This window comes from Pseudomonas sp. Pdm06, from assembly GCF_014851795.1.
Lineage (GTDB): Bacteria > Pseudomonadota > Gammaproteobacteria > Pseudomonadales > Pseudomonadaceae > Aquipseudomonas > Aquipseudomonas fluorescens_AA.
Genome location: NZ_JACVAH010000024.1, coordinates 22,848 through 47,342, shown reverse-complemented (window position 1 = coordinate 47,342; position 24,495 = coordinate 22,848). Strand labels below are relative to the sequence as shown.

General features: G+C 64.1%; 22 protein-coding genes. 9 read left to right on the top strand and 13 right to left on the bottom strand.

Annotation, left to right across the window (positions count from 1 at the left end):
• Nucleotides 1–4 precede the first annotated feature (4 nt).
• Nucleotides 5–1,108: a DUF3182 family protein gene (locus IB266_RS28925; protein WP_192264049.1), complete on the top strand. Its 1,104-nt coding sequence runs from the start codon at nucleotides 5–7 to the stop codon at nucleotides 1,106–1,108.
• Complete coding sequence (locus IB266_RS28920; protein WP_060740401.1) at nucleotides 1,098–1,856, top strand: alpha/beta hydrolase family protein; 759 nt, start codon at nucleotides 1,098–1,100, stop codon at nucleotides 1,854–1,856. Before IB266_RS28925 ends, IB266_RS28920 begins: the two co-directional genes overlap by 11 nt.
• Nucleotides 1,857–1,988: 132 nt before the next feature.
• Here IB266_RS28920 and IB266_RS28915 read toward each other — a convergent pair whose 3' ends face one another.
• From IB266_RS28915 to IB266_RS28900, 4 genes are read right to left on the bottom strand one after another with little or no spacing between them, the layout of a single operon-like run.
• The gene (locus IB266_RS28915; RefSeq protein ID WP_192264045.1) at nucleotides 1,989–2,990 is read right to left on the bottom strand and encodes a lysylphosphatidylglycerol synthase domain-containing protein; all 1,002 of its coding nucleotides are present in this window, start codon (nucleotides 2,988–2,990) and stop codon (nucleotides 1,989–1,991) included.
• Nucleotides 2,977–4,275: a cardiolipin synthase ClsB gene (gene clsB / locus IB266_RS28910; protein ID WP_192264042.1), complete on the bottom strand. Its 1,299-nt coding sequence runs from the start codon at nucleotides 4,273–4,275 to the stop codon at nucleotides 2,977–2,979. The genes IB266_RS28915 and clsB overlap by 14 nt, the downstream gene beginning before the upstream one ends.
• Nucleotides 4,272–5,081, bottom strand: coding sequence for an endonuclease/exonuclease/phosphatase family protein (locus tag IB266_RS28905; protein ID WP_192264038.1), 810 nt, complete (start codon nucleotides 5,079–5,081; stop codon nucleotides 4,272–4,274). The genes clsB and IB266_RS28905 overlap by 4 nt, the downstream gene beginning before the upstream one ends.
• A complete protein-coding gene (locus IB266_RS28900; RefSeq protein ID WP_103308234.1) occupies nucleotides 5,078–6,004 on the bottom strand; it encodes a DUF72 domain-containing protein in 927 nt (308 codons plus the stop codon). The genes IB266_RS28905 and IB266_RS28900 overlap by 4 nt, the downstream gene beginning before the upstream one ends.
• A gap of 338 nt (nucleotides 6,005–6,342) precedes the next feature.
• Between IB266_RS28900 and IB266_RS28895 the strand changes: the two genes are divergently transcribed.
• Nucleotides 6,343–8,430 carry a mechanosensitive ion channel family protein gene (locus IB266_RS28895; RefSeq protein ID WP_192264035.1) on the top strand — a complete coding sequence of 696 codons (2,088 nt, stop codon included), beginning with the start codon at nucleotides 6,343–6,345 and terminating at the stop codon, nucleotides 8,428–8,430.
• 125 nt (nucleotides 8,431–8,555) lie between these two features.
• Here IB266_RS28895 and IB266_RS28890 read toward each other — a convergent pair whose 3' ends face one another.
• Nucleotides 8,556–12,869, bottom strand: coding sequence for a DEAD/DEAH box helicase (locus IB266_RS28890; RefSeq protein ID WP_192264032.1), 4,314 nt, complete (start codon nucleotides 12,867–12,869; stop codon nucleotides 8,556–8,558).
• A 293-nt stretch (nucleotides 12,870–13,162) separates the two neighbouring features.
• Between IB266_RS28890 and IB266_RS28885 the strand changes: the two genes are divergently transcribed.
• Together IB266_RS28885 and IB266_RS28880 are read left to right on the top strand one after the other, a co-directional pair.
• Complete coding sequence (locus IB266_RS28885) at nucleotides 13,163–14,047, top strand: sugar nucleotide-binding protein (protein ID WP_060740408.1); 885 nt, start codon at nucleotides 13,163–13,165, stop codon at nucleotides 14,045–14,047.
• Nucleotides 14,040–14,969 carry an NAD-dependent epimerase/dehydratase family protein gene (locus tag IB266_RS28880; protein WP_060740409.1) on the top strand — a complete coding sequence of 310 codons (930 nt, stop codon included), beginning with the start codon at nucleotides 14,040–14,042 and terminating at the stop codon, nucleotides 14,967–14,969. Before IB266_RS28885 ends, IB266_RS28880 begins: the two co-directional genes overlap by 8 nt.
• Before the next feature lie 136 nt (nucleotides 14,970–15,105).
• On the opposite strand, the gene IB266_RS28875 is transcribed toward IB266_RS28880, so the two are convergent.
• From IB266_RS28875 to IB266_RS28855, 5 genes are all read right to left on the bottom strand, one after another.
• Nucleotides 15,106–15,804, bottom strand: coding sequence for an OmpW/AlkL family protein (locus IB266_RS28875; protein WP_060740410.1), 699 nt, complete (start codon nucleotides 15,802–15,804; stop codon nucleotides 15,106–15,108).
• Nucleotides 15,805–16,052: 248 nt separating this feature from the next.
• The gene (locus tag IB266_RS28870; RefSeq protein ID WP_025215734.1) at nucleotides 16,053–16,571 is read right to left on the bottom strand and encodes a DUF3299 domain-containing protein; all 519 of its coding nucleotides are present in this window, start codon (nucleotides 16,569–16,571) and stop codon (nucleotides 16,053–16,055) included.
• 11 nt (nucleotides 16,572–16,582) lie between these two features.
• Nucleotides 16,583–17,848 (bottom strand): ABC transporter permease, encoded by a 1,266-nt coding sequence (locus tag IB266_RS28865; RefSeq protein WP_092476109.1) that lies wholly within the window; start codon nucleotides 17,846–17,848, stop codon nucleotides 16,583–16,585.
• Between the two features lies 1 nt (nucleotide 17,849).
• Nucleotides 17,850–18,560 (bottom strand): ABC transporter ATP-binding protein, encoded by a 711-nt coding sequence (locus IB266_RS28860; protein WP_060740412.1) that lies wholly within the window; start codon nucleotides 18,558–18,560, stop codon nucleotides 17,850–17,852.
• Between the two features lie 158 nt (nucleotides 18,561–18,718).
• Nucleotides 18,719–19,306, bottom strand: a complete 588-nt coding sequence (locus IB266_RS28855; protein ID WP_192264027.1) for a DUF2796 domain-containing protein — start codon at nucleotides 19,304–19,306, stop codon at nucleotides 18,719–18,721.
• 120 nt (nucleotides 19,307–19,426) lie between these two features.
• Here IB266_RS28855 and IB266_RS28850 point away from each other — a divergent pair, with 120 nt between their 5' ends.
• Nucleotides 19,427–19,777 carry a hypothetical protein gene (locus IB266_RS28850; protein ID WP_192264024.1) on the top strand — a complete coding sequence of 117 codons (351 nt, stop codon included), beginning with the start codon at nucleotides 19,427–19,429 and terminating at the stop codon, nucleotides 19,775–19,777.
• Nucleotides 19,778–19,876: 99 nt separating this feature from the next.
• Here IB266_RS28850 and trxA read toward each other — a convergent pair whose 3' ends face one another.
• The 3 genes from trxA to IB266_RS28835 form a co-directional block, all read right to left on the bottom strand.
• Nucleotides 19,877–20,749: a thioredoxin gene (trxA, locus tag IB266_RS28845; protein WP_060740415.1), complete on the bottom strand. Its 873-nt coding sequence runs from the start codon at nucleotides 20,747–20,749 to the stop codon at nucleotides 19,877–19,879.
• Nucleotides 20,750–20,919: 170 nt separating this feature from the next.
• The gene (locus IB266_RS28840; RefSeq protein WP_192264021.1) at nucleotides 20,920–21,576 is read right to left on the bottom strand and encodes a class I SAM-dependent methyltransferase; all 657 of its coding nucleotides are present in this window, start codon (nucleotides 21,574–21,576) and stop codon (nucleotides 20,920–20,922) included.
• On the bottom strand, nucleotides 21,573–22,037 hold the full coding sequence (locus tag IB266_RS28835) for a YbaY family lipoprotein (RefSeq protein ID WP_103311341.1): 465 nt from the start codon (nucleotides 22,035–22,037) through the stop codon (nucleotides 21,573–21,575). Before IB266_RS28835 ends, IB266_RS28840 begins: the two co-directional genes overlap by 4 nt.
• Before the next feature lie 127 nt (nucleotides 22,038–22,164).
• On the opposite strand from IB266_RS28835, the gene nrdR reads away from it, so the two are divergent.
• The 3 genes from nrdR to IB266_RS28820 are packed head-to-tail and all read left to right on the top strand — an operon-like array spanning nucleotide 22,165 to nucleotide 24,483.
• Nucleotides 22,165–22,629, top strand: coding sequence for a transcriptional regulator NrdR (nrdR, locus tag IB266_RS28830; protein WP_013694316.1), 465 nt, complete (start codon nucleotides 22,165–22,167; stop codon nucleotides 22,627–22,629).
• The gene (gene ribD / locus IB266_RS28825; protein WP_060740418.1) at nucleotides 22,626–23,759 is read left to right on the top strand and encodes a bifunctional diaminohydroxyphosphoribosylaminopyrimidine deaminase/5-amino-6-(5-phosphoribosylamino)uracil reductase RibD; all 1,134 of its coding nucleotides are present in this window, start codon (nucleotides 22,626–22,628) and stop codon (nucleotides 23,757–23,759) included. Before nrdR ends, ribD begins: the two co-directional genes overlap by 4 nt.
• Before the next feature lie 46 nt (nucleotides 23,760–23,805).
• Complete coding sequence (locus IB266_RS28820) at nucleotides 23,806–24,483, top strand: riboflavin synthase (RefSeq protein WP_028237110.1); 678 nt, start codon at nucleotides 23,806–23,808, stop codon at nucleotides 24,481–24,483.
• Nucleotides 24,484–24,495: the final 12 nt, after the last annotated feature.

The window sequence follows — 24,495 nt, the reverse complement described above, 5'->3', positions numbered from 1 at the left end:
TCGCATGACATCAGTCAATCGCAACAAACGGGTCGTGGCTTATTCGGTCAATCCACAAGCGCCGCGCCATGAGGTCGAGACCAACCGTGCACTGGCCCAGTGGCTGGCACAGATCCTTGGATGGGAGTACGGCGACAGCCATGACTTCAGTGCCGGTCAGGATCTTTATCTGTTGCCCACGCAAACCCTGATCGGCCCCGAAACCTTGATGCGCCTGGGGGTGAAGGGGCCGGAGGATGTGTGGGGTGGGTATGTCGAGCATGATTTTATCTGCACCAAGGCGATTACCCACGGTCTGTTGAATAAGGACGCGGTGGCGCCCCAAGGCTGGTCGCCGCTGTTTGCCAAGCTGACGCGAGGCGCGGTGCTCGACGGCGTGACGGTCTTTTCGCTCAAGGACGCCCGCCCGGCCGCCGAACATTTGCTCTACACCGGGCCGATCCGCATCAAGCCGATCCATGCCTGCGCCGGACGTGGTCAACGGCTGATCAAGAGCCTGGAGCAGTTCGATGAAATCGCCGCCGGGCCCGACGCCCAGGCGCTGTTTGGTGAAGGGGTGGTGCTGGAACAGCACCTCAACGAGGTCAAGACCCAGAGCGTCGGCCAGAGCTTCATCAACGGCCAGGTCCTGAGCTATTGCGGCGTGCAACACCTGACCCACGACAGCGAAGGGCTGGAGGTGTACGGCGGGTCGGACCTGCTGGTGGTGCAGGGCGGCTACATCGAGCTGCTCAGGCTCGAACTGCCCGACGACGTGCGCGAGGCGGTGCGGCTGGCGCAAGTGTTCGATGACGCCGCCAACCAGGCCTACCCGAGCTTTTTTGCGTCGCGGCGCAATTACGACATTGCCCAGGGCCTGGATGCCGCCGGCCAGCCCCGTGGCGGCGTGTTGGAACAGTCGTGGCGCATGGGCGGGGCCAGCAGCGCCGAACTGGCGGCGTTGCAGGTGTTCGTCGAAACGCCTGAGACCAACGCGGTCCGGGTGTCTTCGGTGGAAACCTACCTCGACCAACCGCTGCCAGCCGGGGCCAGGGAGGTTTATCGCGGCGAGGCCCACAACAGCGACTTTCTTCTCAAATACGTAACGGTTCAATCCTATGACGGCTAGAAGTGAAACCATTCAAATCGAAATAGACGATGAACGCATGGACGGGACGTTCCTGAGCCCCAAATCGAAGGTCCCTGGCGTGTTGTTCGTACACGGCTGGGGTGGCAGCCAGGAGCGTGACCTGGAACGGGCCAAAGGCATCGCCGGCCTCGGTTGCGTGTGCCTGACCTTCGACTTGCGCGGGCACACCGGCGGGGCGGGCATCCCGTTGTCCCGAGTGACCCGTGAGGACAACCTGCGGGATCTGTTGGCGGCATACGACCGCTTGCTCGCCCACCCCGCCCTGGATACCTCGGCGATTGCCGTGGTGGGCACCAGCTATGGCGGTTACCTGGCCTCGATCCTGACGTCGCTGCGCCCGGTGCGCTGGCTGGCCCTGCGGGTGCCGGCGTTGTACCGCGACGAGCAATGGCACACGCCCAAGCGCGACCTGGACAAGACTGACCTGCTGGATTACCGCAGCACCCTGGTGCACGCCAGCACCAATCGCGCGCTGCACGCGTGCTCGCAGTTCACCGGCGATGTGTTGTTGGTGGAATCCGAGACCGATGCCTACGTGCCCCATGCCACCATCATGAGCTACCGGGCGGCGTGCCAGCAGACCCATTCACTGACCCACCGGATCATCGACGGCGCCGACCATGCCTTGAGCGACCCCGTGTCACAACAGGCCTACACCTCGATCCTGGTGGACTGGATCACGGAAATGGTGGTGGGAGAGCGGTTGAGCATTATTCAGGCGCGCTGATCGTGGGGCCTCATCGCGAGCAAGCTCGCTCCCACAGGAGGGTGTGTGGCGATCGAGATAGGTGTGTTCACGACCGATCCAATGTGGGAGCGAGCTTGCTCGCGATGAGGCCAGGCCAGGCAACCCATCACTTCACTTGACCCCAGGCTTGACCCGCAACGCCTTGGCCTTCGCCTCGATCACCAGGTACATCACCACGGTAATCAGCAACGGCAGGATGAAATAGATCGCCCGGTAAGCGATCAGCCCCGCCAGCAGACTGCCCCGCGACACCTCATGTTGCAGCAGGGCAACGAACACCGCCTCCAACACCCCGAGCCCCGCCGGAATGTGAGTGATGACCCCGGCAATGCTGCTGATCAGCAACACCCCGAGCACCATCGGGTAATCCAGTTTGCTGGGCAGCAAGGTGAAAATCACCGCCGCCATCAACGACCAGTTCAGTGCGCCCAATGCCAGTTGCAGCACCGCCATGCGCAGCGACGGCAGGTTGATCTCCATGCCGCGGATGGTCCAGGCCCGACGCTTGGAAAACCGGCAGGCCGCCAGGTACCCGGCACTCGCCAGCAACAACAGCACGCCTACGCCTTGCAACGCATCGCTGCTGAGTTTCCAGCCCGGCGGCATGGTCACCAGGCCGCTGCTGAACACCACCCCGGCCAATGTCATGTAGCCGAACCAGTTGGTGGCCAGGCTCAGGCCGAGGATCTTGGCGATGTTCCCGCTGCTGACGCCCAGCCGCGAATACAGGCGATAGCGCATGGCGATACCGCCTACCCAGGCGCTGAGGTTGAGATTGAAGGCATAACTGATCACCCCCACCGGCAAAATCTGCCGCCAACCGAGTTTCTGGCGGATGTAGGTGCGTCCGATCAGATCGAAGCAGGCGTAGGTGATGAAGCTGGTGATGGTCAGCGCAGCGGCGATGATCAAGGTGCGCACTTTGAAATCGGCCAGGGTGGCGAACACCTCGGACCAATCGATGCGCCGGGCCAGGGCGGTGAAGAGCACGATCAACAGCAGGAAAAACGCCAGGGTCAGCGGTCTTTTCCAACGGCTCCAGCGGGATTTGGGCTTGGCCTGTTCCGGCGCATGGGCATCTCTCGGCGCGGTGTGCGCTTCAGAGTGGTTCATGGGGTTCGCTCCGGACCGCCGTCGGCGGTGAAAAAGGTTTCAGGCGTGGTTTATGGGCCGGCAGCCAGCCGGCCCAGGCCGGGAAATGGCGCAAAAAGTGGAACACCATGAAACCGATGGTCATGCGCCATAGCAGGCCCCGCGGCGCATGGTTTTCGGGCATGACCGTGCAATGGTTGCGGCTCAGGTAGTCGAGGCGCTCGAACAGCTCACGGTTGAACGTCCGGTCGCGGATCAGCACGTTGGCCTCCAGGTTCAGCGACAGGCTCAGTGGGTCGAGGTTGCTTGAACCCACCGTGCTCCAGTCCTCATCCACCAAGGCGACTTTGCCGTGCAGCGGCCGCTCGCAGTATTCGTAGATCACCACGCCGGCCTTGAGCAGGTAGCTGTAGAGCATCCGGGCCGCGAGCTTGGCGATCATCATGTCCGGTTGCCCTTGCAGGATCAGCCGCACCTCCACGCCGCGCCGCGCCGCGTTGCGGATCTCGCGCAGCAACCGGTAGCCGGGGAAGAAATACGCGTTGGCGATCACCACCCGCCGCTGGGCGCTGCGCAGCACCTGCAGGTAGACCTCTTCGATGTCGGTCTGATGCTCGTGGTTATCCCGGTAGACCAGGCGCACCTGGCCGTCATGGTCGTTGACGGCCAGCTCATTGCGGCGGCTGCGGCGGCGTTGCCACCAATACTTGGCCCGGGACGGACGGCCGCTTTGCAGCAGGGCGAAGTGATGGATGTCCACCACCGCCGGCCCCTTGATCTCCACGGAATAGTCCTGCTTGGCCTCGGGGCCGAAATCCCCCAAGTGGTCGGCGGAAAAGTTGATCCCGCCGATGAAGGCAATCACCCCGTCCACCACCACGATCTTGCGGTGCAGGCGGCGGAACCAGTTGGTGCGGATGCCCAAGCGCCGGGGGGCCGGGTCGAACATCTGCAAGCGCACCCCGGCGTCGCTCAACGAGGCCAGGAAACCGGTGGTCAACTCACCGCAGCCGAAGCCATCGAGGCTGACGGTGATGCGCACGCCACGCTGGGCGGCTTCCACCAGCAGGTCCCGCAGTTCGTAGCCGACCTTGTCCTCGAACAGAATGAAGGTCTCAAGCAGGATTTCTGTTTCGGCCCGGCGAATGGCCTCGAAGACCCTGGGGAAATATTCCTCGCCGTTTTCCAGCAACGTGACGCGATTGTTGCCGTGCCAGCCGTATTCGATATCGGCCAGCGCCGGGTCGCGTTCGGTGGGCGTCGTGTCGACCTGTTCTACCGTCGCCTTGTCCATCGTCGCGCTCATAATTCGATCTCCACCGACAGCGGTGCATGGTCGGAAAGGTGCGACCAGGGTCGTACGTTCAACACCTTGGGATGATGGGCCTTGAGGTTGCGCACGTAGATGCGGTCCAGGCGCAGGATCGGCAGGCGCGCCGGAAAGCTGCGGGCCGGCTTGCCCCACTGCTCGGCGAACACTTCCCGCAGGCCGCAGGGTTCGAGCAGTTCACTGGCTTTGCCGCGCCAATCGTTGAAGTCGCCGGCAACGATCACCGGTGCATCGGGCGGCAGTTCGCTCAAGCGTTGGCGAAGCAGCTTGAGTTGCTCGACACGATGACCTTCGCGCAGCCCCAAGTGGACGCAGATGGCATGCACATCCTGCCCATCGCCCGGCAGGCGCAGCACGCTGTGGAGCATGCCGCGGTTTTCATGGCCGCTGATGGACACGTCCAGGTTGTCGTGGCGAATGATCTGGAATTTCGACAACAACGCATTGCCATGGTCGCCCGCCGGGTACACCGCGTTGCGCCCATAGGCGAACTGTGGCCAGAGGGTATCGGCGAGGAATTCGTATTGCGGCATGCTCGGCCAGTTGCTGTAGCGCTGGGGATGGTGTTCGTGGGTGCCGTGGACTTCCTGCAGGAACACCACGTCGGCGGACACGCTGCGCACCGCTTCGCGCAGTTCCGGCAGGATGAAGCGCCGGTTCAGGGCGGTGAAGCCCTTGTGGGTGTTGACGGTCAGCACGGTGAAACGGCTCACCCTGTCGAGATCCTGCCCCCCTTGTCGGGTCGGCTCGCAGGTCGCTTCGCTGGTTTGCGGACGGTTCATGGCAACACCCCTTCGGCTGGTCGCTGGCCGGGCGCGGTGGCGAGGTCCTTGTCCAGATGGAAATGTTCCAGCAAATGGCGTGCGTCGTAGGGCGCGCGGACTTTGATGTCGTTGTCGAAATAGCAGAATACTTCCCGGCTCTGGCGTGCCCGGGGTTTCTTGTCCGGGTCGATCAGGTGCGCGTCGCTCGGCTGCTTGCCGTGGCTCCAGGCCTCGATCCGGTCGCCCCAGCGCTTCAACGCCTCGTCGGTGTAGCCGCTGGCGTACAGCTCCTCGGCGCCATGCAGGCGCAGGTAGACGAAATCGCTGGTGACGTCTTCACGATAGGGCCATTTGCCGGCTGTGTCGGCGATCACCAGGGCCACGTCGTAGCGCTTGAGCAACGTGATGAAGTGCGGGTCGATGAAACTCTCATGACGGATTTCCACGGCGTGGCGCAGTGGGCGCTTTTTGTCAGTCGTGGTGCTGGCGTGGCCGTCCAGGCGCGGCTCATGCTCCCGGGCCAGGGCGGCGGCGCCTTCGGTGTCGTGGGGCAATTGCTTGAGGAAATCTTCAAACAGCTCGGGATCGAATTTGAAGCTGGGTGGAAACTGCCAGAGGATCGCCCCCAATTTCTCCTTGAGTTCCAGCACGCCGGAGGCGAAGAAGTTGGCCAAAGGCTTGCGGATGTCCCGCAGACGCCTGATGTGGGTGATGAAGCGCGGGGCCTTGACGCTGAACACGAAGCCGGACGGTGTCTCGGCATACCACTGGGCATACCGTTCGGGGCGTTGCAGGGCGTAGAACGATCCATTGATTTCGATACTGTTGACCGCTCGCGAGGCAAATTGCAGTTCCCGTTTCTGGGTCAGCCCCTTGGGGTAGAAATCTCCCCGCCAAGGCGTGTAGCGCCAGCCGGAAATACCAATGTGGATCGCCGTCATGTATCCCTCCCGTGCCAATGACCTCGTACCGCCTGTGTCTTTTGATGACTATTGCGCGGCCCGGAAAGTTTCGATGGGATGCCCGGCGGCAGTGAATACTGTCGGGGCGAGGGGCTCCCTGCTGGACTACGCCTGTAGGAGCTGCCGAGTGCAACGAGGCTGCGATCTTGTCCCAGACAATTGAATCGCGAGTGAAAGCTCAAGATCAAAAGATCGCAGCCTTCGGCAGCTCCTACAGAGATTTATTGGCTCTCGATGCTCACATCCCGCCAAAACCGAACTTGCTGGCGCAATATTGATCAGTTCCTTACCGATCCCGCGTGAAGGAGCCTCGCGTTTTGTCTCGATTGAGCACTGTATTGCTGCTGTTCTTGCTGGCGCTGACCGGCACCAGCGCCTACGGGACCGCCGCCGTCCCTGGCACCTCCAAGCCCGATGAACCGCCCGCCGAACCTGCGCCGCTGGTGCAGGGCGGTTTATTGGGGGCCATCAGTTCGAGCATCGACGACGTCCAGGACAAACTCGACCTCAACCAAAGCCTGGTGGATGCCTGGCGCCTGCGGGCGGACCGGGCGGCGGATGAGGTGGACCGGCTGGTGGACCAGACGTCCCGTTCGTCCTGGCGCGTGGCGGGGGATTTCCTGTTGTTGTCCAGTGTCTGGATCGGCGCGTTTGCGCTGATCTGGTCTGCGGCGCGGTTGCTGTTGCGACATCTGGGCCACCGGCGCTGGCTGCGCACCCGCCGGCGCCTGCGCGACCTGCTCGGTTATCTGCTGCCGTACACCGCTGCGGCATTGATCTGCCTGCCGCTGACCCTCTATGTCAGCCACTTTCTGCAAGTCTCGGTCGGTCGCGCCCTGGCGCTGTGCTTCGCCTACGCCACCAGCAGCGGTATTTTCTCCACCTCGGTGTTGCTGTGCGTGATCGTGATGTTCAACGCCGGCCACAAACGCCGGGCGGTGGCGATGATCCGGCGTTTCAGCCCCCGACCGTTGTTCCTGATCGGCTTTCTCGCAGCCCTCAGCGATGCCCTGACCAGCCCGCAGATCGCCCGGCAACTGGGCGGCAACATCACCAGCAGCATCGCGGTGTTCACCGGGTTGTCGGCGTCGATGATCTTTGGCTGGCTGGTGATCCGCATGCGCCGCCCGGTGGCGCACCTGATCCGCAACCGCCCGCTGGCCCAGCGCTTGAAACAACCGGCCTTGCAGGAGTCGCTGCGGATTTTTTCCGGGCTCTGGTATTGGCCGATCCTGTTGATGGTGCTGGTGTCGGCGGTGAGCCTGATCGGTGTCGGCGAGGACAACCAGAAAGCCCTGCGTTGCGCGCTGTTCACCACCATCCTGTTGATCGCCACGGTGTTTCTCAGCACGGTGTTCCAGCATGTCTTCAAGTCGCCCAAGGCCGAGGCCATCCAGCACAACAGCGCCTACAAGGGGCGGCTGTTGAGCCTGTTGCACGCTTTGTTGCGGATCGTCATGGCGGTGGTATTCATTGAAGTCCTCGGGCGGATCTGGGGCATTTCCCTGTTCGAGTTCGCCTCGCGCAACGCCATAGGCCGGGCGATCAGCGATTCCTTGAGCCGCATCGGCCTGATCTTCCTGATGACCTGGCTCACGTGGGTGGTGCTCGACACGGCGATCCAGGAGGCCTTGAAGCCGCCACTGAACAAGCGCGGGGCCCGCCAGCCCAGCACCCGGGTCAAGACCATCCTACCGCTGTTGCGCAACGCAGCGAAAATCATCCTGGTGGTGATTTGCGCAATCACCACCATGGCCAACCTGGGCATCAACGTCGCACCGTTACTGGCCGGTGCCGGAGTGGTGGGGCTGGCGATCGGTTTCGGTTCGCAGCAACTGGTGCAGGACGTGATCACCGGGCTGTTCATCATCATTGAAGACACGCTGTCCATCGGCGACTGGGTGGTGCTCAGCTCGGGCCACGCCGGCACGGTCGAAGGCCTGACCATCCGCACCCTGCGCCTGCGCGACGGCAAGGGTTTCGTGCACTCGGTGCCGTTCGGCCAGATCAAGGCGGTGACCAACCAGTCCCGGCAATTCGCCTTTGCGTTTTTCTCCGTGCAATTCACTTACGACACCGATGTCGACCAGGCCATCGAGCTGATCCGCGAAGCCGGGCGCTCGATCGCCGAAGACCCGTTCCTCAAGTTCAACCTGCAAGGGCCGCTGGATGTGTTCGGCGTGGACAAGATGGACCTCAACGGCGTGGTGCTCACGGCGCAGTTCCGCACCGTGTCGGGTGGGCAATATGCGGTGAGCCGGGCGTTCAACCAGCAGTTGAAGAAGCTTGTGGATAACCACCCGGCGGTGCACTTTGCGCAGACTTATCCACAGCAGGTGATGTTGCCCAAGCGGTTGGTTGAGGAGAAGAAAGAGGGGGAAGAGGTGCCTGATCCATCTCGGTAGTGGGTGAGGTTTGGGTGGGGCTGCCGGCGCCATCGCGAGCAAGCTCGCTCCCACAGTAGGTTTGTGGTGAATGTACAACCCCTGTGGGAGCGAGCTTGCTCGCGATAGGGCCCGCCCAGACACCCTCAACTTTTCTGAACAAGCTTATTCCGGACCTCAGCCATCCCTTGAGCATCCAACTCCATCCAAAGATGCTGCTTGCCGGCAATCTGCGCCGCCACCGGCAACCCGTCCCGATACACCAGCCGATTACTCGCCAGCGCCGGCACTTTCGCCCCCGGCAGCAAGGTGCCGGCCAGGTTCAGCGGGTCGACCCCGCACACCGCCACTAAGCTGCCGTCAGTGGGGCGGCGGCGGGTTTCGCGCAGCAACGGAATCGCTTCGGGCAGGGCGAACTGTTCCCCCGCCAGGCCGCTGACAAACCGCCCGCCGCGAATCTCGCCCCGCGCCTCCAGGCGATGGAAAGTGCGCAATAGCTCGCGCCAACTCGGCAGCCACTCGGCCTCCCGCTCCAGCAAGCGCCAGAACACCACGCCGTAACGGCGCAGCAGGGTCATGGCGATGTGTTCCAGGGTCTGCGGCGCTGTGGGCGCCGGGCGGTGGCCTTCCACGGGGGCGGGTTGGCTGCGGCGCAACAAGGCCCAGCGCCCGGCGTCGTCCATGCCGCCGACAAACGCGCCGCGCCCGCGCCGGCTGCTGCGGGCCTGGCGTTTGCTGGCCGGGGTGATCAGCGCGCGCAAGCCGGCAAAGCTGTCGGCATTCACCAGCCCGGCGCCCACCAGTTCCTGCAAGGCGATTTCCAGTTCGCTGCGCAGCAGGTGGGCTTCATGGGCCAGTTCATCGAAAAACAGCGCGCCATGCTCGCTCAGGGCCTGATGGACTTTCTGCGTCTTGGGTGACAACTCATCAAGGGCTGTTTGCCCGGCCAGGCTGCTCCACAACGCCACCTGGCTGCGCGGCAGCAACACCACCGGCGTACTGCGCAGGGCACTGGCGGACGGCTTCTGGCGCGCGCTCAGGCGCGTCCATACCCATTTGCCGCTGCGGCACAACTCATCGAGCCAACTGGGCGAATAGTCCTTGATCCGCCCGGGCAACAGGTCGCTGTCCCAGGCCGAGGCGGCGGCCGGGTAGCCTTCGAACTGGCCGAGGATCGACGGCAGCACGGCATTGCCCCGGCCCTGGGTGGACGACGACAGGTGCTGCCAGTCGAACAGGAACCGCATGAAGTCCTGCAACATCACCGGCTCGATTTCCCGGCGCAGGCGCTTGACCGTGTAGCGATGGATCCGCGCCAGCAAATGCCGCTCGCACCATTCCTCCTGCCCGATGCCCGGCGTGAAGCGCCCGCGCAGCACGTAGCCTTGCTGCTCGAGCTGCGCCAGGGCCTGGGTGACCTGCGGGGTCGATAACCCCAGCGGGTAGGCGATGGCCTTCAACGGCAGTGGACCGAAGGCACTGAGCCGGGCGCGGAGCACTTCCACCAGGGCTTCGTCAACGTTCCAGGCTTCATCGAAATCGGCTGGTGGGGTCAGCGCCGGTTCCCAGCGAGCCTGTGGATAAAGGGCTTGCAAGCAGGTCAGGCGCTCCAGCGGCACCCACAGACCTCGCTCGGCGCTGATCTGTATGTGGCTGGCGCGCCCACTCGCGGCCAGTGCTTGCAGCCAATCCCGCCACGATGGGTGGGCGTCGGCTTCGCTGTCGGCGATGCAGGCCAGGCTCATCAAGGCTTCGTGCATCTCATCGAGATTGGCCGGCGTCGGCCAGGCCTCATCCCGGACCGACTGGATGGCTTCGGCGTCCAGCGCGCCAAGGTCGTCGGTGGATTGTGGATCGCTCCAGCGCCGGTTGATCACCGCCTGGGTCCGCCGTTCTTCCAGCGGCGCGTCGTCGAGAAAGGTGTAGGGACGGGCGCTGAGGATTTCTGCCGCCAGCGGCGAGGGCGCCGGCAGGTCGCGGCTGATCAGGCGAATCTGGCCCGCTTCCATGCGCCGCAACAGCGTCAGCCAACCTTCGCTGTCCATGGCTTCGTGCAGGCAATCGTCGAGGGTCTGTTCCACCAGCGGGTGATCGGGGATCTCCCGCTCGCCGGCGAGGTTTTCCAGGCAGGCGATCTGGTCCGGAAACACGCTGGCGATCAGGTCTTCGCTTTTCATCCGCTGGATCTGCGGGGCGACTTTGCGCCCGCCGGTGTAGCGCGGCAGGGCCAGGGCCACGCCGGCGTTCCAGCGCCAGCGCACGCCGAACAGCGGTGCATCCAGCACCGCCTGGATCAGGATCTGTTCGGCGCTGTGGCTGTTCAGGTAACGCCAGACCTCGTCCAGTTCGAAGCTGTGGCTGGTGGACAGCGAGAGCACGATGGCGTCTTCACTGGCGGCGGCCTGCAATTCGAAGTTGAAGGTGCGGCAGAAGCGCTTGCGCAAGGCCAGGCCCCAGGCGCGGTTGATGCGGCTGCCGAAGGGCGTGTGGATGATCAGTTGCGTGCCGCCGGATTCGTCGAAAAACCGCTCCATCAGCAGCGTGTCCTGGGACGGCAGGGCGCCGAAGGCTTGGCGCGCCGGGGCCAGGTAATCGACCAATTGTTCGGCGCTGGCGAGGTTCAGGCGCAAGGTGCCGGTCAGCCAGTCGAGGGCCGGTTGCAGGTTGCCCGGCGTGGCGCCGAGCAGGTGGTCGAGCTGGGCTTGCAGGCGTGCCACGGCCCAAGACAATTCGTCGCTGCGCCCCGGGGCTTCGCCGAGCCAGAACGGAATGGTCGGCGGTTGGCCCTGGGCGTCCTCGACCCGCACGCGACCGGTCTCGACGCGGATGATGCGGTAAGACGTATTGCCCAGTTGGAACACATCGCCAGCAATGCTCTCCACCGCGAAGTCTTCGTTGACGCTGCCGATGTTCAAGCCCTGGGGTTCGAGCAGCACGCTGTAGTCGGCGTTGTCCGGAATGGTGCCGCCGCTGGTCACCGCCGTCAGTTTGCTGCCCCGACGCCCGCGCAGGGTCCGGGTCACGGCGTCGCGGTGCAGGTAGGCGCTGCGCACGCCCTGGCGGCCATTGAGGCCTTCGGCGAGCATCTGCAACAGCGCCTGGTAATGCCCTTCGTCCAGCTCGGCGTAGGGCGAGGCGCGGCGGAAGGTTTCCAACAGCGCCTGTTCCGGCCATTCCTGGCAACTGACTTCGGCGACGATCTGCTGGGCCAGCACATCCAGCGGCGCCTTGGGGATGTGCAGGATGTCGAGTTCGCCACGGCGCACGCAATCGAGCAGGGCGGCGCATTCGATCAAGTCGTCGCGGGTGGTGGCGAACAGGCGGCCCTTGGGCGTGCCGCCGACGTGGTGGCCAGAGCGTCCCACTCTTTGCAGGAACGCCGAGATCGAGCGGGGCGAGGCAATCTGGCAGACCAGGTCGACATCGCCGATATCGATGCCCAGCTCCAGGGATGCAGTGGCGATCAGTACCTGCAGTTCGCCGCGCTTGAGGCGTTGTTCGGCGTCGAGGCGAAACTCCTTCGCCAGGCTGCCATGGTGGGCGGCCACGGCGTCCTTGCCCAGGCGTTCGCTCAGATGACGACTGAGGCGTTCGGCCAGGCGCCGCGTGTTGACGAACACCAGGGTGGTGCGATGCGCCCGGGCCAGCTCGGCGAGGCGGTTGTAGACCAGCTCCCACACGTCATTGGCCATCACCGCCGACAGCGGCACCGGCGGCACCTCGATGTCCAGGTCCCGGGGACGGGCGTGGCCGATGTCGACGATTTCACAGGCACGGCCTTCACCGACGAGAAATCGTGACACCGCTTCGATGGGCTTTTGCGTGGCCGACAGGCCGATGCGCATCAGGGGTTCGGCGCACAGGGCTTGCAGGCGCTCCAGGCTCAAGGCCAGGTGGCTGCCGCGCTTGCTGGCGGCGATGGCGTGGATTTCATCGACGATCACCGTGCGGGTGCTGGCGAGCATCTGCCGGCCGGAATCGGAACCCAGCAGCACGTAGAGCGATTCGGGCGTGGTGACCAGGATGTGCGGCGCGGTCTTGCGCATCGCCGAGCGGTCTTTTTGCGGCGTGTCGCCGGTGCGTACGGCGGTGGTGATCGGCAAGGGTGGCAAGCCCATTTTTTGCAACTGCTCGGTGATGCCGGCCAGGGGATTCTGCAGGTTGATCTGGATATCGTTGCTCAGGGCCTTGAGCGGCGAGACGTAGACCACCAGGGTCTGGTCCGGCAGGCCGCCTTGTTCCAGGCCGCGGTGCACCAGGTCATCGAGCACCGCGAGGAACGCGGTCAAGGTCTTGCCCGAGCCGGTGGGCGCCGCGACCAGCACCGAGCGACGCTGGCCGATCAACGGCCACGCCCGGGCCTGGGCGGCCGTGACCGCCGGGAAGGTCTGGCTGAACCAGGCGCGAACGGCGGGGTGAAAGCCTGCCATGGCGTGGTCGGCTGCAAGGGGCAGATTCATAGGGCAGTTTATGCGGGCGGAGCGGGGGAGATGCAAGTATCGGCTGAGAGATCCATCGTCTGTCAGGGCCTCATCGCGAGCAAGCTCGCTCCCACAGGAGATATCAGTGCCTATGCGATCCCTGTGGGAGCGAGCTCGCTCGCGATAGCGGCCTCAAGACGCACACAAATGCCGGATCCACACTTTACGGATGACGGTTGCGCACTAAACCCGCAAAATGCAACGATTCCGGCAACGCCTGCGGGCGTTGTCGACCCAATTTTTTGTGCCAATAGAGTGGGCCTGCTGACTTTATGCGAATGCGCCTTATGTTACTGGGCGGCGGAAATGCCCTTGGGCAGGCGCTGATTCGCCTCGGTGCAGAAGAAGACATCGGTTTTCTTGCCCCCCGCCCGCCCGAAGACGGCTGGGATGCCGCGAGCCTGACGCAACTGCTCGACGACACCCGCCCGGACGCCTTGATCAACCTGGCGTACTACTTCGACTGGTTCCAGGCCGAGGCCGTCAGCGAGCAGCGCCTGGCCAGCCAGGAGCGCGCTGTCGAGCGTCTGGCCGGGCTGTGCCAGCATCACAACATCATCTTGCTACAACCGTCGAGCTATAGAGTGTTCGACGGTTCCCGTGCCACCGCCTACAGCGAGAAGGACGAGCCCGTGCCCCTGGGCGTGCGCGGCCAGGCGCTGTGGCGGATCGAGCAAAGCGTGCGCGCCACCTGCCCGCAACATGTGTTGCTGCGTTTCGGCTGGCTGCTGGACGACAGCGCCGATGGTACCCTCGGCCGTTTCCTGGCCCGGGCCGAGCAGCCCGAAGAGCTGTTGCTGGCTGATGACCGCCGGGGTAATCCGACGCCCGTGGACGATGCCGCGCGGGTGATCATTTCGGTGCTCAAGCAGCTCGATTGCGCGGCGCCGCTGTGGGGCACCTATCATTACGCCGGGCATGAGGCGACCACGCCACTGGCGCTGGGCCAGGCGATCCTCACCGAAGCCCGCGCCCTGCATCCGCTGGCCATCGAGTCGCCCACGCCCCAGGCCCATGCCGCACGGCCGGACGCCGCGGAAGAACCGCAGCACGCGGTGCTGGCCTGCAAGAAAATTCTGCACACTTTCGGGATCAAGCCCCGCGCCTGGCGCGCCGCACTCCCGGGCTTACTGGATAGGTTTTATCGCCATGGCTGAAGGCCCTGTTTTAATCACCGGCGGCGCGGGTTTCATTGGTTCGCACCTGACCGACGCCTTGCTCGCCAAGGGGCATGCGGTGCGTATCCTCGATGATCTGTCCACCGGCAAGCGCAGCAACCTGCCCCTGGACAACCCGGCGGTCGAACTGATCGAAGGCGACGTCGCCGATGCCGCGCTGGTGGCCCGGGCCATGGCCGGTTGCAGCGCCGTGGCGCACCTGGCGGCGGTGGCCTCGGTGCAAGCCTCGGTGGACGACCCCGTGCGCACCCACCAGAGCAATTTCATCGGCACCCTGAATGTCTGCGAAGCCATGCGCCAGGCCGGTGTGAAGCGGGTGCTGTTCGCTTCCAGCGCAGCGGTCTACGGCAACAACGGTGAAGGCGAGTCCATCGACGAAGAGACCCCCAAGGCCCCGCTCACGCCCTATGCCTCGGACAAGCTGGCCAGCGAGTTCTACTTCGATTTCTATCGCCGCCAGCACGCGCTGGAACCGGTGGTGTTCCGCTTCTTCAACATCTACGGCCCGCGCCAGGACCCGTCCTCGCCGTATTCCGGGGTCATCAGCATCTTCAGCGAACGGGCACAGAAAGGCCTGCCGATCACCGTATTCGGCGACGGCGAGCAGACCCGGGACTTTGTCTATGTCGAAGATTTGGTGGACTTGCTGGTGCAGGCCATCGAGAAGCCCGAGGTGGAAGTGGGCGCGGTGAACGTCGGCTGGAACCAGGCCACGACCCTCAAACAGATGCTCCAGGCCCTGGCCGCCGTGGTGGGCGACCTGCCACCGATCAGCTACGGCCCGGCGCGTTCCGGCGATATTCGCCATTCCCGGGCCGACAACCATCGGTTGTTGGAGCGTTTCAGCTTTCCCCCGCAAACACCGATGAGTGTGGGGTTGGCGCGGTTGCTGGGGCGCTGAGTTTCCCACCGCCCCAAAACTGTGGGAGCGAGCTTGCTCGCGATAGCGCTGGGTCAGTCAACATCATTGCTGGCTGATCCACCGTCATCGCGAGCAAGCTCGCTCCCACAGGGATATTCGTACCTTTAAGTTCGGCTTAGAACTTGTAGCCCAACCCCACCATGTAGATGAACGGATCCACGTCGACATCCACCTTGGCCCGGGTACCGCCGGCCACGGCGTTGTTGTCCACATAGGCGGTGGTATCGATGTCGATGTAGCGGATCTGGCCGTTGATCATGATGTTGTCGGTCAGCATGTAGTCGGCACCGACTTGCCACGCCATGCCCCAGCTGTTTTTCGCCCGGAAGTTGCTGAAGCCATTGGCGCTGGCTTCGCTGCCGACGTGTTCGTCGTAGATCCAGGTGTAGTTGATACCGGCACCGACATAGGGCTGGAACGCCGACTTGGCGTCGAGCGGATAGTAGACCAGGCTCAGTGTGGGCGGCAGGTGCTTGAGGGTGCCGAGCTTGCCATTGGCCGCGCCGAGGGCGGTGCCTTTGATTTTCACGTCGTGCTCGAACGGCGAGGCCGCCAGCAGTTCGATACCCCAATTGTTGGTCAGCATGTAGGCGAAGTTCAGGCCCAGTTGCGTGTCGCTGCTCATGGTCGCCTTGCCACCCAGGTCGGCGCCGGCCAGCGGGCCACGGTCGACCTTGACACTGGAGCTGTCGGCCTCTGGGTTGACGGTGATAGCGCCGGCGCGAACGATGATGTCACCGGCCGTATGGGCCTGGGCGAGCGGGGCTGCGAGCGCGAGGGCAACGAGGGAAGCGCTGAGCAAGGACTTGTGCATGGGGGCTCCAGAGGACATTTCAAAATTGATGTCCCATGGTACGGAGCCGCCTGGCCCGGTCTTTTGACACAGCTCAATGAGTCTTGGCCGATTAATTGACTCAGCTCAATGAAATGATGATGAGCAAGCCTTGACGGCCCCATCGCGAGCAAGCTCGCTCCCACACAGGTCGCATAGGCACTGAGATCTCCTGTGGGAGCGAGCTTGCTCGCGATAGCTATCTGACGGACTGCCCATCACCACCCGATTCACTCCGGCAACTCATACACATAAATCTTCTGCGCCTCCATCTGATACCCGGCGTCGGCCAGTTCACTGGTGGACGGCTTGACCTGCATCGGCCCCTCGACCCAATACGGCTGGTACAACTCGTCGAGCTTCACGCCGACCTCGCTTTTCACATGCACGATCTGGTTCGACGGCGGTGGCGGCACGTGGATGCAGGCGCCGAAATACGGCACCAGCAGGAAGTCCGTGGTGCGACCTTCCTCGCTGACTTCCAGCGGCACGATGTAGCCCGGCAAGCGAATCTGCTGGCCATCGAGGGCCTTGACCACCGGCGCGTTGGGCAAATCCTGCTTGGCGGCTGGAGCGGACTCGGCGGCCAGGGCGTCGCTCATCTTCGACAGGTCGTGCAGCGGCGTCATGTTCGGCACTTCCGGCGGTGCGTCCGGCGGGATCATTTCCGACCAGGCCAGGTCCCTCGGCTCGGCCGCCCACAGCGGCAGGGCGACCATCATCAACAGCGCTAGCAGGGCGCGGGGCATCTTCAAGGTCCTCATAGACGGATCGACAGGCCGTCGGCCAACGATTGGCGATAGGCGCGCCAGGCCGGCACGCTGCCCATCAGCAGGGCGGCGACCAGGATGCCAGCCAGCAGCGTCCATTCATATTCGCTCGGCCAGCCCAGGGGCAAGTACAAGCCGTAGGCCGACTGCACGTAACCCTGGGCGGCGGCGATGCCGATGTACAGCAACGCCAGCCCGGCGGTGACCCCGGCCAGCGCCAGGGCAAAGGCTTCAAGTACCAGCAGCGTCGCGATATGCCACGGCCGCGCCCCCACCGAACGCAGGATCGCCATTTCCCGGCGACGCTCGTTGAGGCTGGTGAGGATCGCCGTGAGCATGCCGATCAACCCGGTCAGGACCACGAACAGCGAAATCACGAACAAGGCCTTTTCCGCCGTGCCCATCAGGCTCCACAACTCCTGCAGTGCTACGCCAGGGAGGATGGCCAGCAGCGGTTCGCCACGGAACTCATTGATCTCGCGTTGCAAGGCAAAGGTCGAAATCTTGCTGTTGAGGCCGAGCATGAACGCGGTGATCGCTTGGGGCGTGAGGTCCATGTTGCGGGCTTGGTCGGCGCTGATGCGCCCATTGCCCTGGGCCGGCACGCCGTTCTTCCAGTCGATGTGAATCGCCTCCATGCCGCCGAGGCTGATGTGCAGCGTGCGATCCACCGGGGTGCCGGTGCGCTTGAGAATCCCGACCACGGTGAAGGGCTTGTCGTCATGCTTGACCAGGCTGATCGCCGCCACGCCGTGGGCCAGCACCAGCTTGTCACCGAGCTTGTAGTGCAGAGCCTCGGCGACTTCGGCACCGAGCACCACTTCGAACGGATCGGTGGCGAAGGCCCGGCCATCGGCCAGTTCCAGGTGCTGCTGGCGGCCGTACTGGTAATGCTCGAAGTAGGCCTCGGTGGTGCCCATCACCCGGTAGCCGCGATGAGAGTCGCCCAGGGACATGGGGATCGCCCACTTCACTTTCGGGTTTTTGGCGAACTGTTCGAAGCTGTCCCAGCGGATGTTGTTGGTGGCGTTGCCGATGCGAAACACCGAATACAGCAGCAGGTTCACCGAGCCGGAGCGGGCACCGACGATCAGGTCGGTGCCGCTGATGGTACTGGCGAAACTGGCTCGCGCCTCGGTGCGCACTCGCTCCACCGCCAGTAACAGACAGACCGAGAGGGCGATGGCAAACGCGGTGAGGATCGCGGTGAAGCGGCGGTTCGCCAGGCTGGCCATGGCTAGACGGAACAAATACATCTCAGACCTCGAGTGGCGTGGCGGCGCGATTGAGATCGGCCAGCGAGAGGTGGCGGTCGAACAGCGGCGCCAGGCTCTGGTCGTGGCTGACGAACAACAGGCTCGACCCGGCCTCGCGGCATTCGGCGAACAACAGCCGCAGGAAGTTTTCCCGGGCGTCGTAGTCCAGGGCTGAAGTCGGTTCGTCGGCGATCACCAGTTCCGGTTGACCGATCAAGGCCCGGGCGGCGGCGACCCGTTGTTGCTGGCCGATGGACAACGAGTCGGCGCGACGCTCCAACAGGTTCGGGTCGGTCAAGCCCAGGTGGGCCAGCAGTGTGGCGGCCGCTTGATCGACACTGCCATGGCGCTGGGTGGCCCGCTGCGCGCGCAGTTTCGAGAAGTGGCAGGGCAGTTCGACGTTCTCGCGTACCGAGAGAAACGGCAGCAGGTTGAACTGCTGGAAAATATAGCCAGTATGGTCCACGCGAAAGCGGTCGCGGCGGCCGGCGGCCAGTTCGCTTAGTTCCTGGCCGAGCAGGCGGATGCTGCCGCGATCCGGCGTTTGCACCCCGCCCAACAGCCCCAGCAGCGTGGTCTTGCCGCTGCCACTCGGGCCCTTGAGGAACAAGGTTTCACCCGCTTCCAGGCGAAACGCCGGGATATCCAGCAAGGGCGGATGCCCGGGCCAACTGAAGCCCAGGTCGGACAGTTCGATGAGTGCTTGGGTCATGTTTGTCGCTTCAAAGTGGAACCTGCGGGAGACCTGTGGGAGCTGAGCTTGCTCGCGATGAGGCCATCACATTCAACTTGGATGTTGACTGTTGGACCGCTATCGCGAGCAAGCTTTGCTCCCACCAAGCTCGCTCCCACATTGGGTTTTGCGGTGAATCAGAATTTCAGGGTTGGCGCCTTGGCCGTCACTTCCACGCCTTGCTGGCCACTCGGGCTGATCAGTTGTACCTGAATTTTCTGGGTGGCCGGGAAGGTTTTGAACAGTGTCGCCAGGTCCAGGTTCTTCAATGCACCAGCGGCGGCGCAGTTGAACTGGTAATGGGCATGGATCTCACTGTGCTCGTGATGTTCGTCGCCATCGGCGTCTTCGTCATGGTCATCGTGGTCCGGTTCATCGCCGAACAGCGGGCTTTCCAGTTCCTGTTGGGCCACGGTGCACTTGGCGGCGGCCGGCAGGTTGAACAGCGCCAGCGGCTTATCCAACTGCGCCCGTACCGCGGCGACCTTGGCCTTGTCGGCATCGCTGGTGGCGGCGTGTTCGAAGCCCACCAGGTTCATCGCCGGGCTTTCCAGTTCCAGCTCCAGGGTCTGACCATCCAGTGCTGCGTTCAGTCGAGCAACGCCGTGTTCATGGGCGCCGAGGCTGCCATGTTCGTGATCATGGTCGTGGTCATGCTCCACCGCCGCATGAGCGACAGCCAATGGCAGCAGGGCGAACGGCAAAGCGAGAAGCAGACGACGCATGACGAGTCTCCGAAAAGGTTATGTAATCTTATAACGAAAGTGCGGAGAGTTTGACCGTCTGCTTGGCGTCGCGCAAGGGCCATGGGAGCATGCGTACATGAAATATTCAGGAGCACGGTGATGTTGCGGATACGCGGAACCGTCGGCGAGTGGCCGGTGGACTTGACGATCGAAATGGATGAGGGCGACTGGGCGCAGCTCGGCGCGCAGTTGCAAGTGGCCAAATCCGAAGGCGCGACGGCACCGGCGGCCAAACCGACGAACCAGGACGATGCCCAATGGCAGATCGCCAAGGAACTGCTGCGCAAGGCCGGCCAACTGAGCGGTCCGGACCTGCTGGAGCAGCTCGAAGGCCTGACCGGCAGCGCCTCGGCGGGCAAGCGCCTGTTGGTGCGCCTGCGCCATAGCCCGGATGTAGAAGTCATCAGTGGCGGCGACACACCACTCTATAGCTGGCACGAAACCGCGTAGGAGCTGACGAGCGAAGCGAGGCTGCGATCTTTCCCCAGACGCTTGAGTCTCAAGCGAAAGATCAAAAGATCGCAGCCTTCGGCAGCTCCTACAGGGGAGTCAATACAACGCCGCGAACAGCTTGCGACGATAGGTCGTCACCAGCGGATGATCGTTGCCCAGCAGTTCGAACACTTGCAGCAAGGTCTTGTGAGGCAGGCCTTCGCTGTAGCTGCGGTTACGCACGAACAGCTTGAGCAGCGCATCCAGGGCCGCTTCGTACTGTTGGCGCGCCAGTTGCTGGATCGCCAGTTGGTACACCGCTTCGTCGTCTTGCGGGTCTTTTGCCAGGCGCGCCTTGAGATCGGCGGCGTCCGGCAGGTGCTTGGCCAGGCCGAGGAACTGGATCTGCGCCTTGGCACCGGCGAGGGCGGCCTTGTGCTCATCGCTTTTCACCGCGTCGAGCACCGTCTGCGCTTCGTCCAGCTCGCCGCGCTCGGTCAGGCAGCGGGCATACAGGATCAGCGCCTTGGCGTTGGTGTTGTCTTCACCCAGCAAGACGGTGAGCACGGCTTCGGCGTCGGCGAAGCGACCGTCGTCGAACAGCGCCTGGGCCTGTTCGAACGGGTCGGCGGCGGCCGGCGGTGGCATCTGCACATGGGGTTCGAGCATCGTGCGTACCGCCGATTCCGGCTGGGCACCGGCAAAGCCATCAACGGGCTGACCGTCCTTGAACAACACCACCGTCGGCAGGCTGCGAATGCCGAAGCGGGCCACAATATCCTGCTCGATGTCGCAGTTGACCTTGGCCAGCAGCAATTCGCCTTGATAGCTCTCGGCAATGGTTTGCAGCATTGGCATCAGAGCCTTGCACGGTGCACACCACTCGGCCCAGAAATCCACCAATACCGGTTTGTGGAAAGAGTTCGCGATCACCGATTGGTCGAAATCGGCCGTGGTGGCGTCGAAGATGTAGGGCGTTTCCTGAGTCATGGGCAATCTCGTAGAGCGCTTGAATGGGGCAACTATACGGCGTGGTGGGGGGTGGCTGAAAGCGGGGTGGCGGTGAGAGGTGTGGAGATTGGCAGGGCCCCATCGCGAGCAAGCTCGCTCCCACTAGGGATCTCAGCCCCCTGTGGGAGCGGGCTTGCTCGCGAAGCTTTTCAGGCGCGCCGCGCGTGGTACAGGCTCACATGCCGAAACTCTTCCGGTTCGGCCAGGTCCGGCAGGGTGATGGCCTGGAGCATTTCGATGCGTCGGTACAGCGGATGCTGGAAATCCCGCACCCGGGAATCGGCCACCAACGCCTCGCGACCACGGCTGAGGAACTGGTCGAGCAGTGGCAGGTTGGCCCGGTCGTAGAGCACGTCGGCGACCAGGATCAGGTCGAAACGATCGGCCTCGGCGAAAAAGTCCGTCGAATAATCCAACGCCACGTCATTGAGCGCAGCATTGGCCTGACAGGCGGCAATCGCCAGTGGGTCGAGGTCGCAGGCCACCACCTCCAGCGCCCCAGCCTTGACCGCTGCGATGCCCGCCACGCCGGAACCGGCCCCAAAGTCCAGCACCCGCTTGCCTTCGACCCACTGCGGCTGCTCGGCGAGGTAGCGGGCCATCGCCAAGCCGCTGGCCCAGCAGAAACTCCAATAGGGCGGCTCGTGGAGAATGCGCCGGGTTTCTTCCGGGCTGAAGGCGCGGTCCATGTTGTCGCCGTCGATCAGCCACAACTTCAAGTCAGCGCCGGGTAGCGGACAAGCCACCAGACGCGCGTCGCCAAGCAATTCACTCAACGCCAACTGCAGGTCTTGCGGTGCACTCATGGCGCTTTGACGAATTGCAGGGTGCCCAACGCCTGGGTGGTCGGTTGGCTGATGCGTTGTTCCGGCAAGTGCAGGATCAACTGGCCGGACTGGCTGGCGCGGCCACGCAGTTCCACGCGGGCGCCCACCGGGAAGGCTTCCGGGTTGAAGCGCAAGCGGAAGGGCAGGACCTGGTTGGTGCCGATCAGGCTGGAACTGGCAAGCAGTTGTTGTGGACGGTCCTTGTCGTCGATCACCAGCAGCGCCAGTTCCACTTCGGCTCCGGCCGGCACGCCTTGCAGGGTGCCGCTCAACTCGCGCTGGTACGCCGGCAGCGGTCCCAGCTCGGTGGCCTGCCGGGCCTTTTCCTGGGCCTGTTTCGGCGCGGGGGCCGGAGCGGGAGCGGCGGGCTTGGGGGCATCGCTGCTGCACGCCATCAGCAGGCTGAAAAAACTGAGCAAAACGAGCGATCGTAGCGGCATGTGTGGCTCCAGCAAGGTGAATTCCATGGATCTGACGGTAAGCCCGTCTGTATACCGTAAACCCTATGGCTTGTCTTGCCAGTGGGATGCGCTACCATGGCCCTCCCTTTTTTTGTTGCCTGCCACCATGCACTGTCCCTTCTGCGGTGCCAACGACACCAAGGTCATCGACTCGCGACTGGTCGCCGAGGGCGAACAAGTCCGCCGCCGCCGCGAATGCCTGGCTTGCGGCGAGCGTTTCACGACGTTCGAGACCGCTGAACTGGTGTTGCCGCGCCTGATCAAAACCGACGGCAGCCGCCAGCCGTTCGACGAAGAAAAACTGCGCGCCGGCATGCAGCGCGCCCTGGAAAAACGCCCGGTGAGCGTCGAGCGCCTGGAAGCGGCGCTGGTGCACATCAAGCACAAGCTGCGGGCGACCGGCGAGCGCGAGGTCAAGTCCCTGGTGGTCGGAGAGTTGGTGATGGCCGAGTTGCAGAAGCTCGACGAAGTCGCCTACATCCGTTTCGCCTCGGTATACCGGCGCTTCCAGGACCTGAACGAGTTCCGTGAAGAAATCGACCGCCTGGCCCGCGAACCGGTGAAAGAATGACTGTCCCGGCGCAGCAGGCCGTCCTCGACGCCCACTACATGGCCCGTGCCCTGGAGCTGGCGCGGCGCGGTCACTACACCACCCACCCCAACCCCCGGGTCGGTTGCGTGATCGTGCGTGACGGGCAGATTGTCGGCGAAGGCTGGCACATCCGCGCTGGCGAGCCCCATGCCGAAGTCCATGCCCTGCGGGCCGCCGGTGACAACGCCCGGGGCGCCACGGCCTACGTGACCCTCGAGCCTTGCAGTCATCACGGGCGTACCCCGCCTTGTGCCGATGCGCTGGTCAACGCCGGCGTGGCGCGGGTGGTGGCAGCGATGCAGGACCCTAACCCGGCAGTCGCCGGGCGCGGCCTGCAACGCCTGGCCCAGGCCGGCATCGCCACCGAAAGCGGCGTGCTGGAAGGTGAGGCGCGCAAGCTCAATGAAGGGTTTCTCAAGCGCATGGAACAGGGCCTGCCGTTCGTGCGGGTCAAGCTCGCCATGAGCCTGGATGGCCGCACCGCCATGGAAAGCGGCGAAAGCCAGTGGATCACCGGCCCGGCCGCACGTTCGGCGGTCCAGCGCCTGCGCGCCCAGGCCAGTGTGGTGCTGACCGGCGCCGACACGGTGCTGGCGGACAATGCCCGGCTGACCGTGCGCGCCGATGAGCTCGGGCTGGATGCCGAGCAGACTGCGTTGGTCATGAGCCGTCCGCCGTTGCGGGTACTGGTGGACGGGCGCCTGCGGGTGCCGCTGGATGCGCCGTTTTTCAAGGCCGGCCCGGCGCTGGTCGCTACCTGCATGGCGGTGGAAGAACAATACGCCAACGGTCCTGAATGCATGATCGTGGCGGGCGATGACGGCCAGGTCGATCTGCGTCGGCTGCTGGTGGCGCTGGCTGCCCGGGATGTCAATGAAGTGCTGGTGGAGGCCGGTCCGCGCCTGGCGGGGGCTTTCGCCCGGCAGGGGCTGGTGGACGAGTTCCAGATTTTCATCGCCGGCAAGTTCCTCGGTTCTTCGGCGCGGCCACTGCTGGACTGGCCGCTGGCGCAGATGAAGGACGCTCCCCAGCTGAAAATCACCGAAATCCGCGCCGTGGGCGATGACTGGCGAGTCATCGCCGTTCCCGTGCCACCGGCCAGCGTATAATTCCCGGCTTTCGCTCACGCGGCGGCCCGTTCTCGAGGAGGACTCCATGTTTACCGGCATCATCGAATCCATCGGCAGCATCCGTGCACTCACCCCCAAGGGCGGCGATGTGCGGGTCTACGTCGAAACCGGCAAGCTCGACCTGAGCGACGTCAAGTTGGGCGACAGCATCGCGGTAAACGGCGTTTGCCTGACCGCCGTTGAACTGCCAGGCAATGGCTTCCTGGCGGACGTCAGCCGCGAAACCCTCGACTGCACGGCCATGAACGACCTCAAGAGCGGCAGCCCGGTCAACCTGGAAAAAGCCCTGACCCCCACCACTCGCCTGGGCGGGCACCTGGTCAGCGGCCACGTGGACGGCGTCGGCGAAGTGGTCTCGCGCACGGATAACGCCCGGGCCGTGGAGTTTCGCATCCGCGCCCCGAAGGAGCTGGCCAAGTACATCGCCCATAAAGGCTCGATCACCGTCGACGGCACCAGCCTGACGGTCAACGCGGTGGATGGCGCCGAATTCCTGCTGACGATCATTCCCCACACGTTGAGCGAAACCATCATGGCTTCGTACCGGCCTGGTCGCCGGGTCAACCTGGAAGTCGACTTGCTGGCCCGTTACCTGGAACGCCTGCTTATGGGAGACAAGGCCGCAGAGCCTGACTCTTCACAACGGCGGGCCGGTAACATCACCGAAAGTTTTCTGGCCGCCAACGGCTACCTCAAATCCTGACCCAAGGGGGTG

What these genes read in the sequence shown, in the direction of transcription:
- IB266_RS28875 (WP_060740410.1), bottom strand. Translation starts at nt 15,804, where the DNA reads ATGCACAAGTCCTTGCTCAGCGCTTCCCTCGTTGCCCTCGCGCTCGCA.
- trxA (WP_060740415.1), bottom strand. Translation starts at nt 20,749, where the DNA reads ATGACTCAGGAAACGCCCTACATCTTCGACGCCACCACGGCCGATTTC.
- IB266_RS28855 (WP_192264027.1), bottom strand. Translation starts at nt 19,306, where the DNA reads ATGCGTCGTCTGCTTCTCGCTTTGCCGTTCGCCCTGCTGCCATTGGCT.
- IB266_RS28870 (WP_025215734.1), bottom strand. Translation starts at nt 16,571, where the DNA reads ATGCCCCGCGCCCTGCTAGCGCTGTTGATGATGGTCGCCCTGCCGCTG.
- IB266_RS28920 (WP_060740401.1), top strand. Translation starts at nt 1,098, where the DNA reads ATGACGGCTAGAAGTGAAACCATTCAAATCGAAATAGACGATGAACGC.
- IB266_RS28880 (WP_060740409.1), top strand. Translation starts at nt 14,040, where the DNA reads ATGGCTGAAGGCCCTGTTTTAATCACCGGCGGCGCGGGTTTCATTGGT.
- IB266_RS28915 (WP_192264045.1), bottom strand. Translation starts at nt 2,990, where the DNA reads ATGAACCACTCTGAAGCGCACACCGCGCCGAGAGATGCCCATGCGCCG.
- clsB (WP_192264042.1), bottom strand. Translation starts at nt 4,275, where the DNA reads ATGAGCGCGACGATGGACAAGGCGACGGTAGAACAGGTCGACACGACG.
- nrdR (WP_013694316.1), top strand. Translation starts at nt 22,165, where the DNA reads ATGCACTGTCCCTTCTGCGGTGCCAACGACACCAAGGTCATCGACTCG.
- IB266_RS28900 (WP_103308234.1), bottom strand. Translation starts at nt 6,004, where the DNA reads ATGACGGCGATCCACATTGGTATTTCCGGCTGGCGCTACACGCCTTGG.
- IB266_RS28820 (WP_028237110.1), top strand. Translation starts at nt 23,806, where the DNA reads ATGTTTACCGGCATCATCGAATCCATCGGCAGCATCCGTGCACTCACC.
- IB266_RS28925 (WP_192264049.1), top strand. Translation starts at nt 5, where the DNA reads ATGACATCAGTCAATCGCAACAAACGGGTCGTGGCTTATTCGGTCAAT.
- IB266_RS28850 (WP_192264024.1), top strand. Translation starts at nt 19,427, where the DNA reads ATGTTGCGGATACGCGGAACCGTCGGCGAGTGGCCGGTGGACTTGACG.
- IB266_RS28890 (WP_192264032.1), bottom strand. Translation starts at nt 12,869, where the DNA reads ATGAATCTGCCCCTTGCAGCCGACCACGCCATGGCAGGCTTTCACCCC.
- IB266_RS28865 (WP_092476109.1), bottom strand. Translation starts at nt 17,848, where the DNA reads ATGTATTTGTTCCGTCTAGCCATGGCCAGCCTGGCGAACCGCCGCTTC.
- IB266_RS28885 (WP_060740408.1), top strand. Translation starts at nt 13,163, where the DNA reads ATGCGAATGCGCCTTATGTTACTGGGCGGCGGAAATGCCCTTGGGCAG.
- ribD (WP_060740418.1), top strand. Translation starts at nt 22,626, where the DNA reads ATGACTGTCCCGGCGCAGCAGGCCGTCCTCGACGCCCACTACATGGCC.
- IB266_RS28905 (WP_192264038.1), bottom strand. Translation starts at nt 5,081, where the DNA reads ATGAACCGTCCGCAAACCAGCGAAGCGACCTGCGAGCCGACCCGACAA.
- IB266_RS28860 (WP_060740412.1), bottom strand. Translation starts at nt 18,560, where the DNA reads ATGACCCAAGCACTCATCGAACTGTCCGACCTGGGCTTCAGTTGGCCC.
- IB266_RS28835 (WP_103311341.1), bottom strand. Translation starts at nt 22,037, where the DNA reads ATGCCGCTACGATCGCTCGTTTTGCTCAGTTTTTTCAGCCTGCTGATG.
- IB266_RS28840 (WP_192264021.1), bottom strand. Translation starts at nt 21,576, where the DNA reads ATGAGTGCACCGCAAGACCTGCAGTTGGCGTTGAGTGAATTGCTTGGC.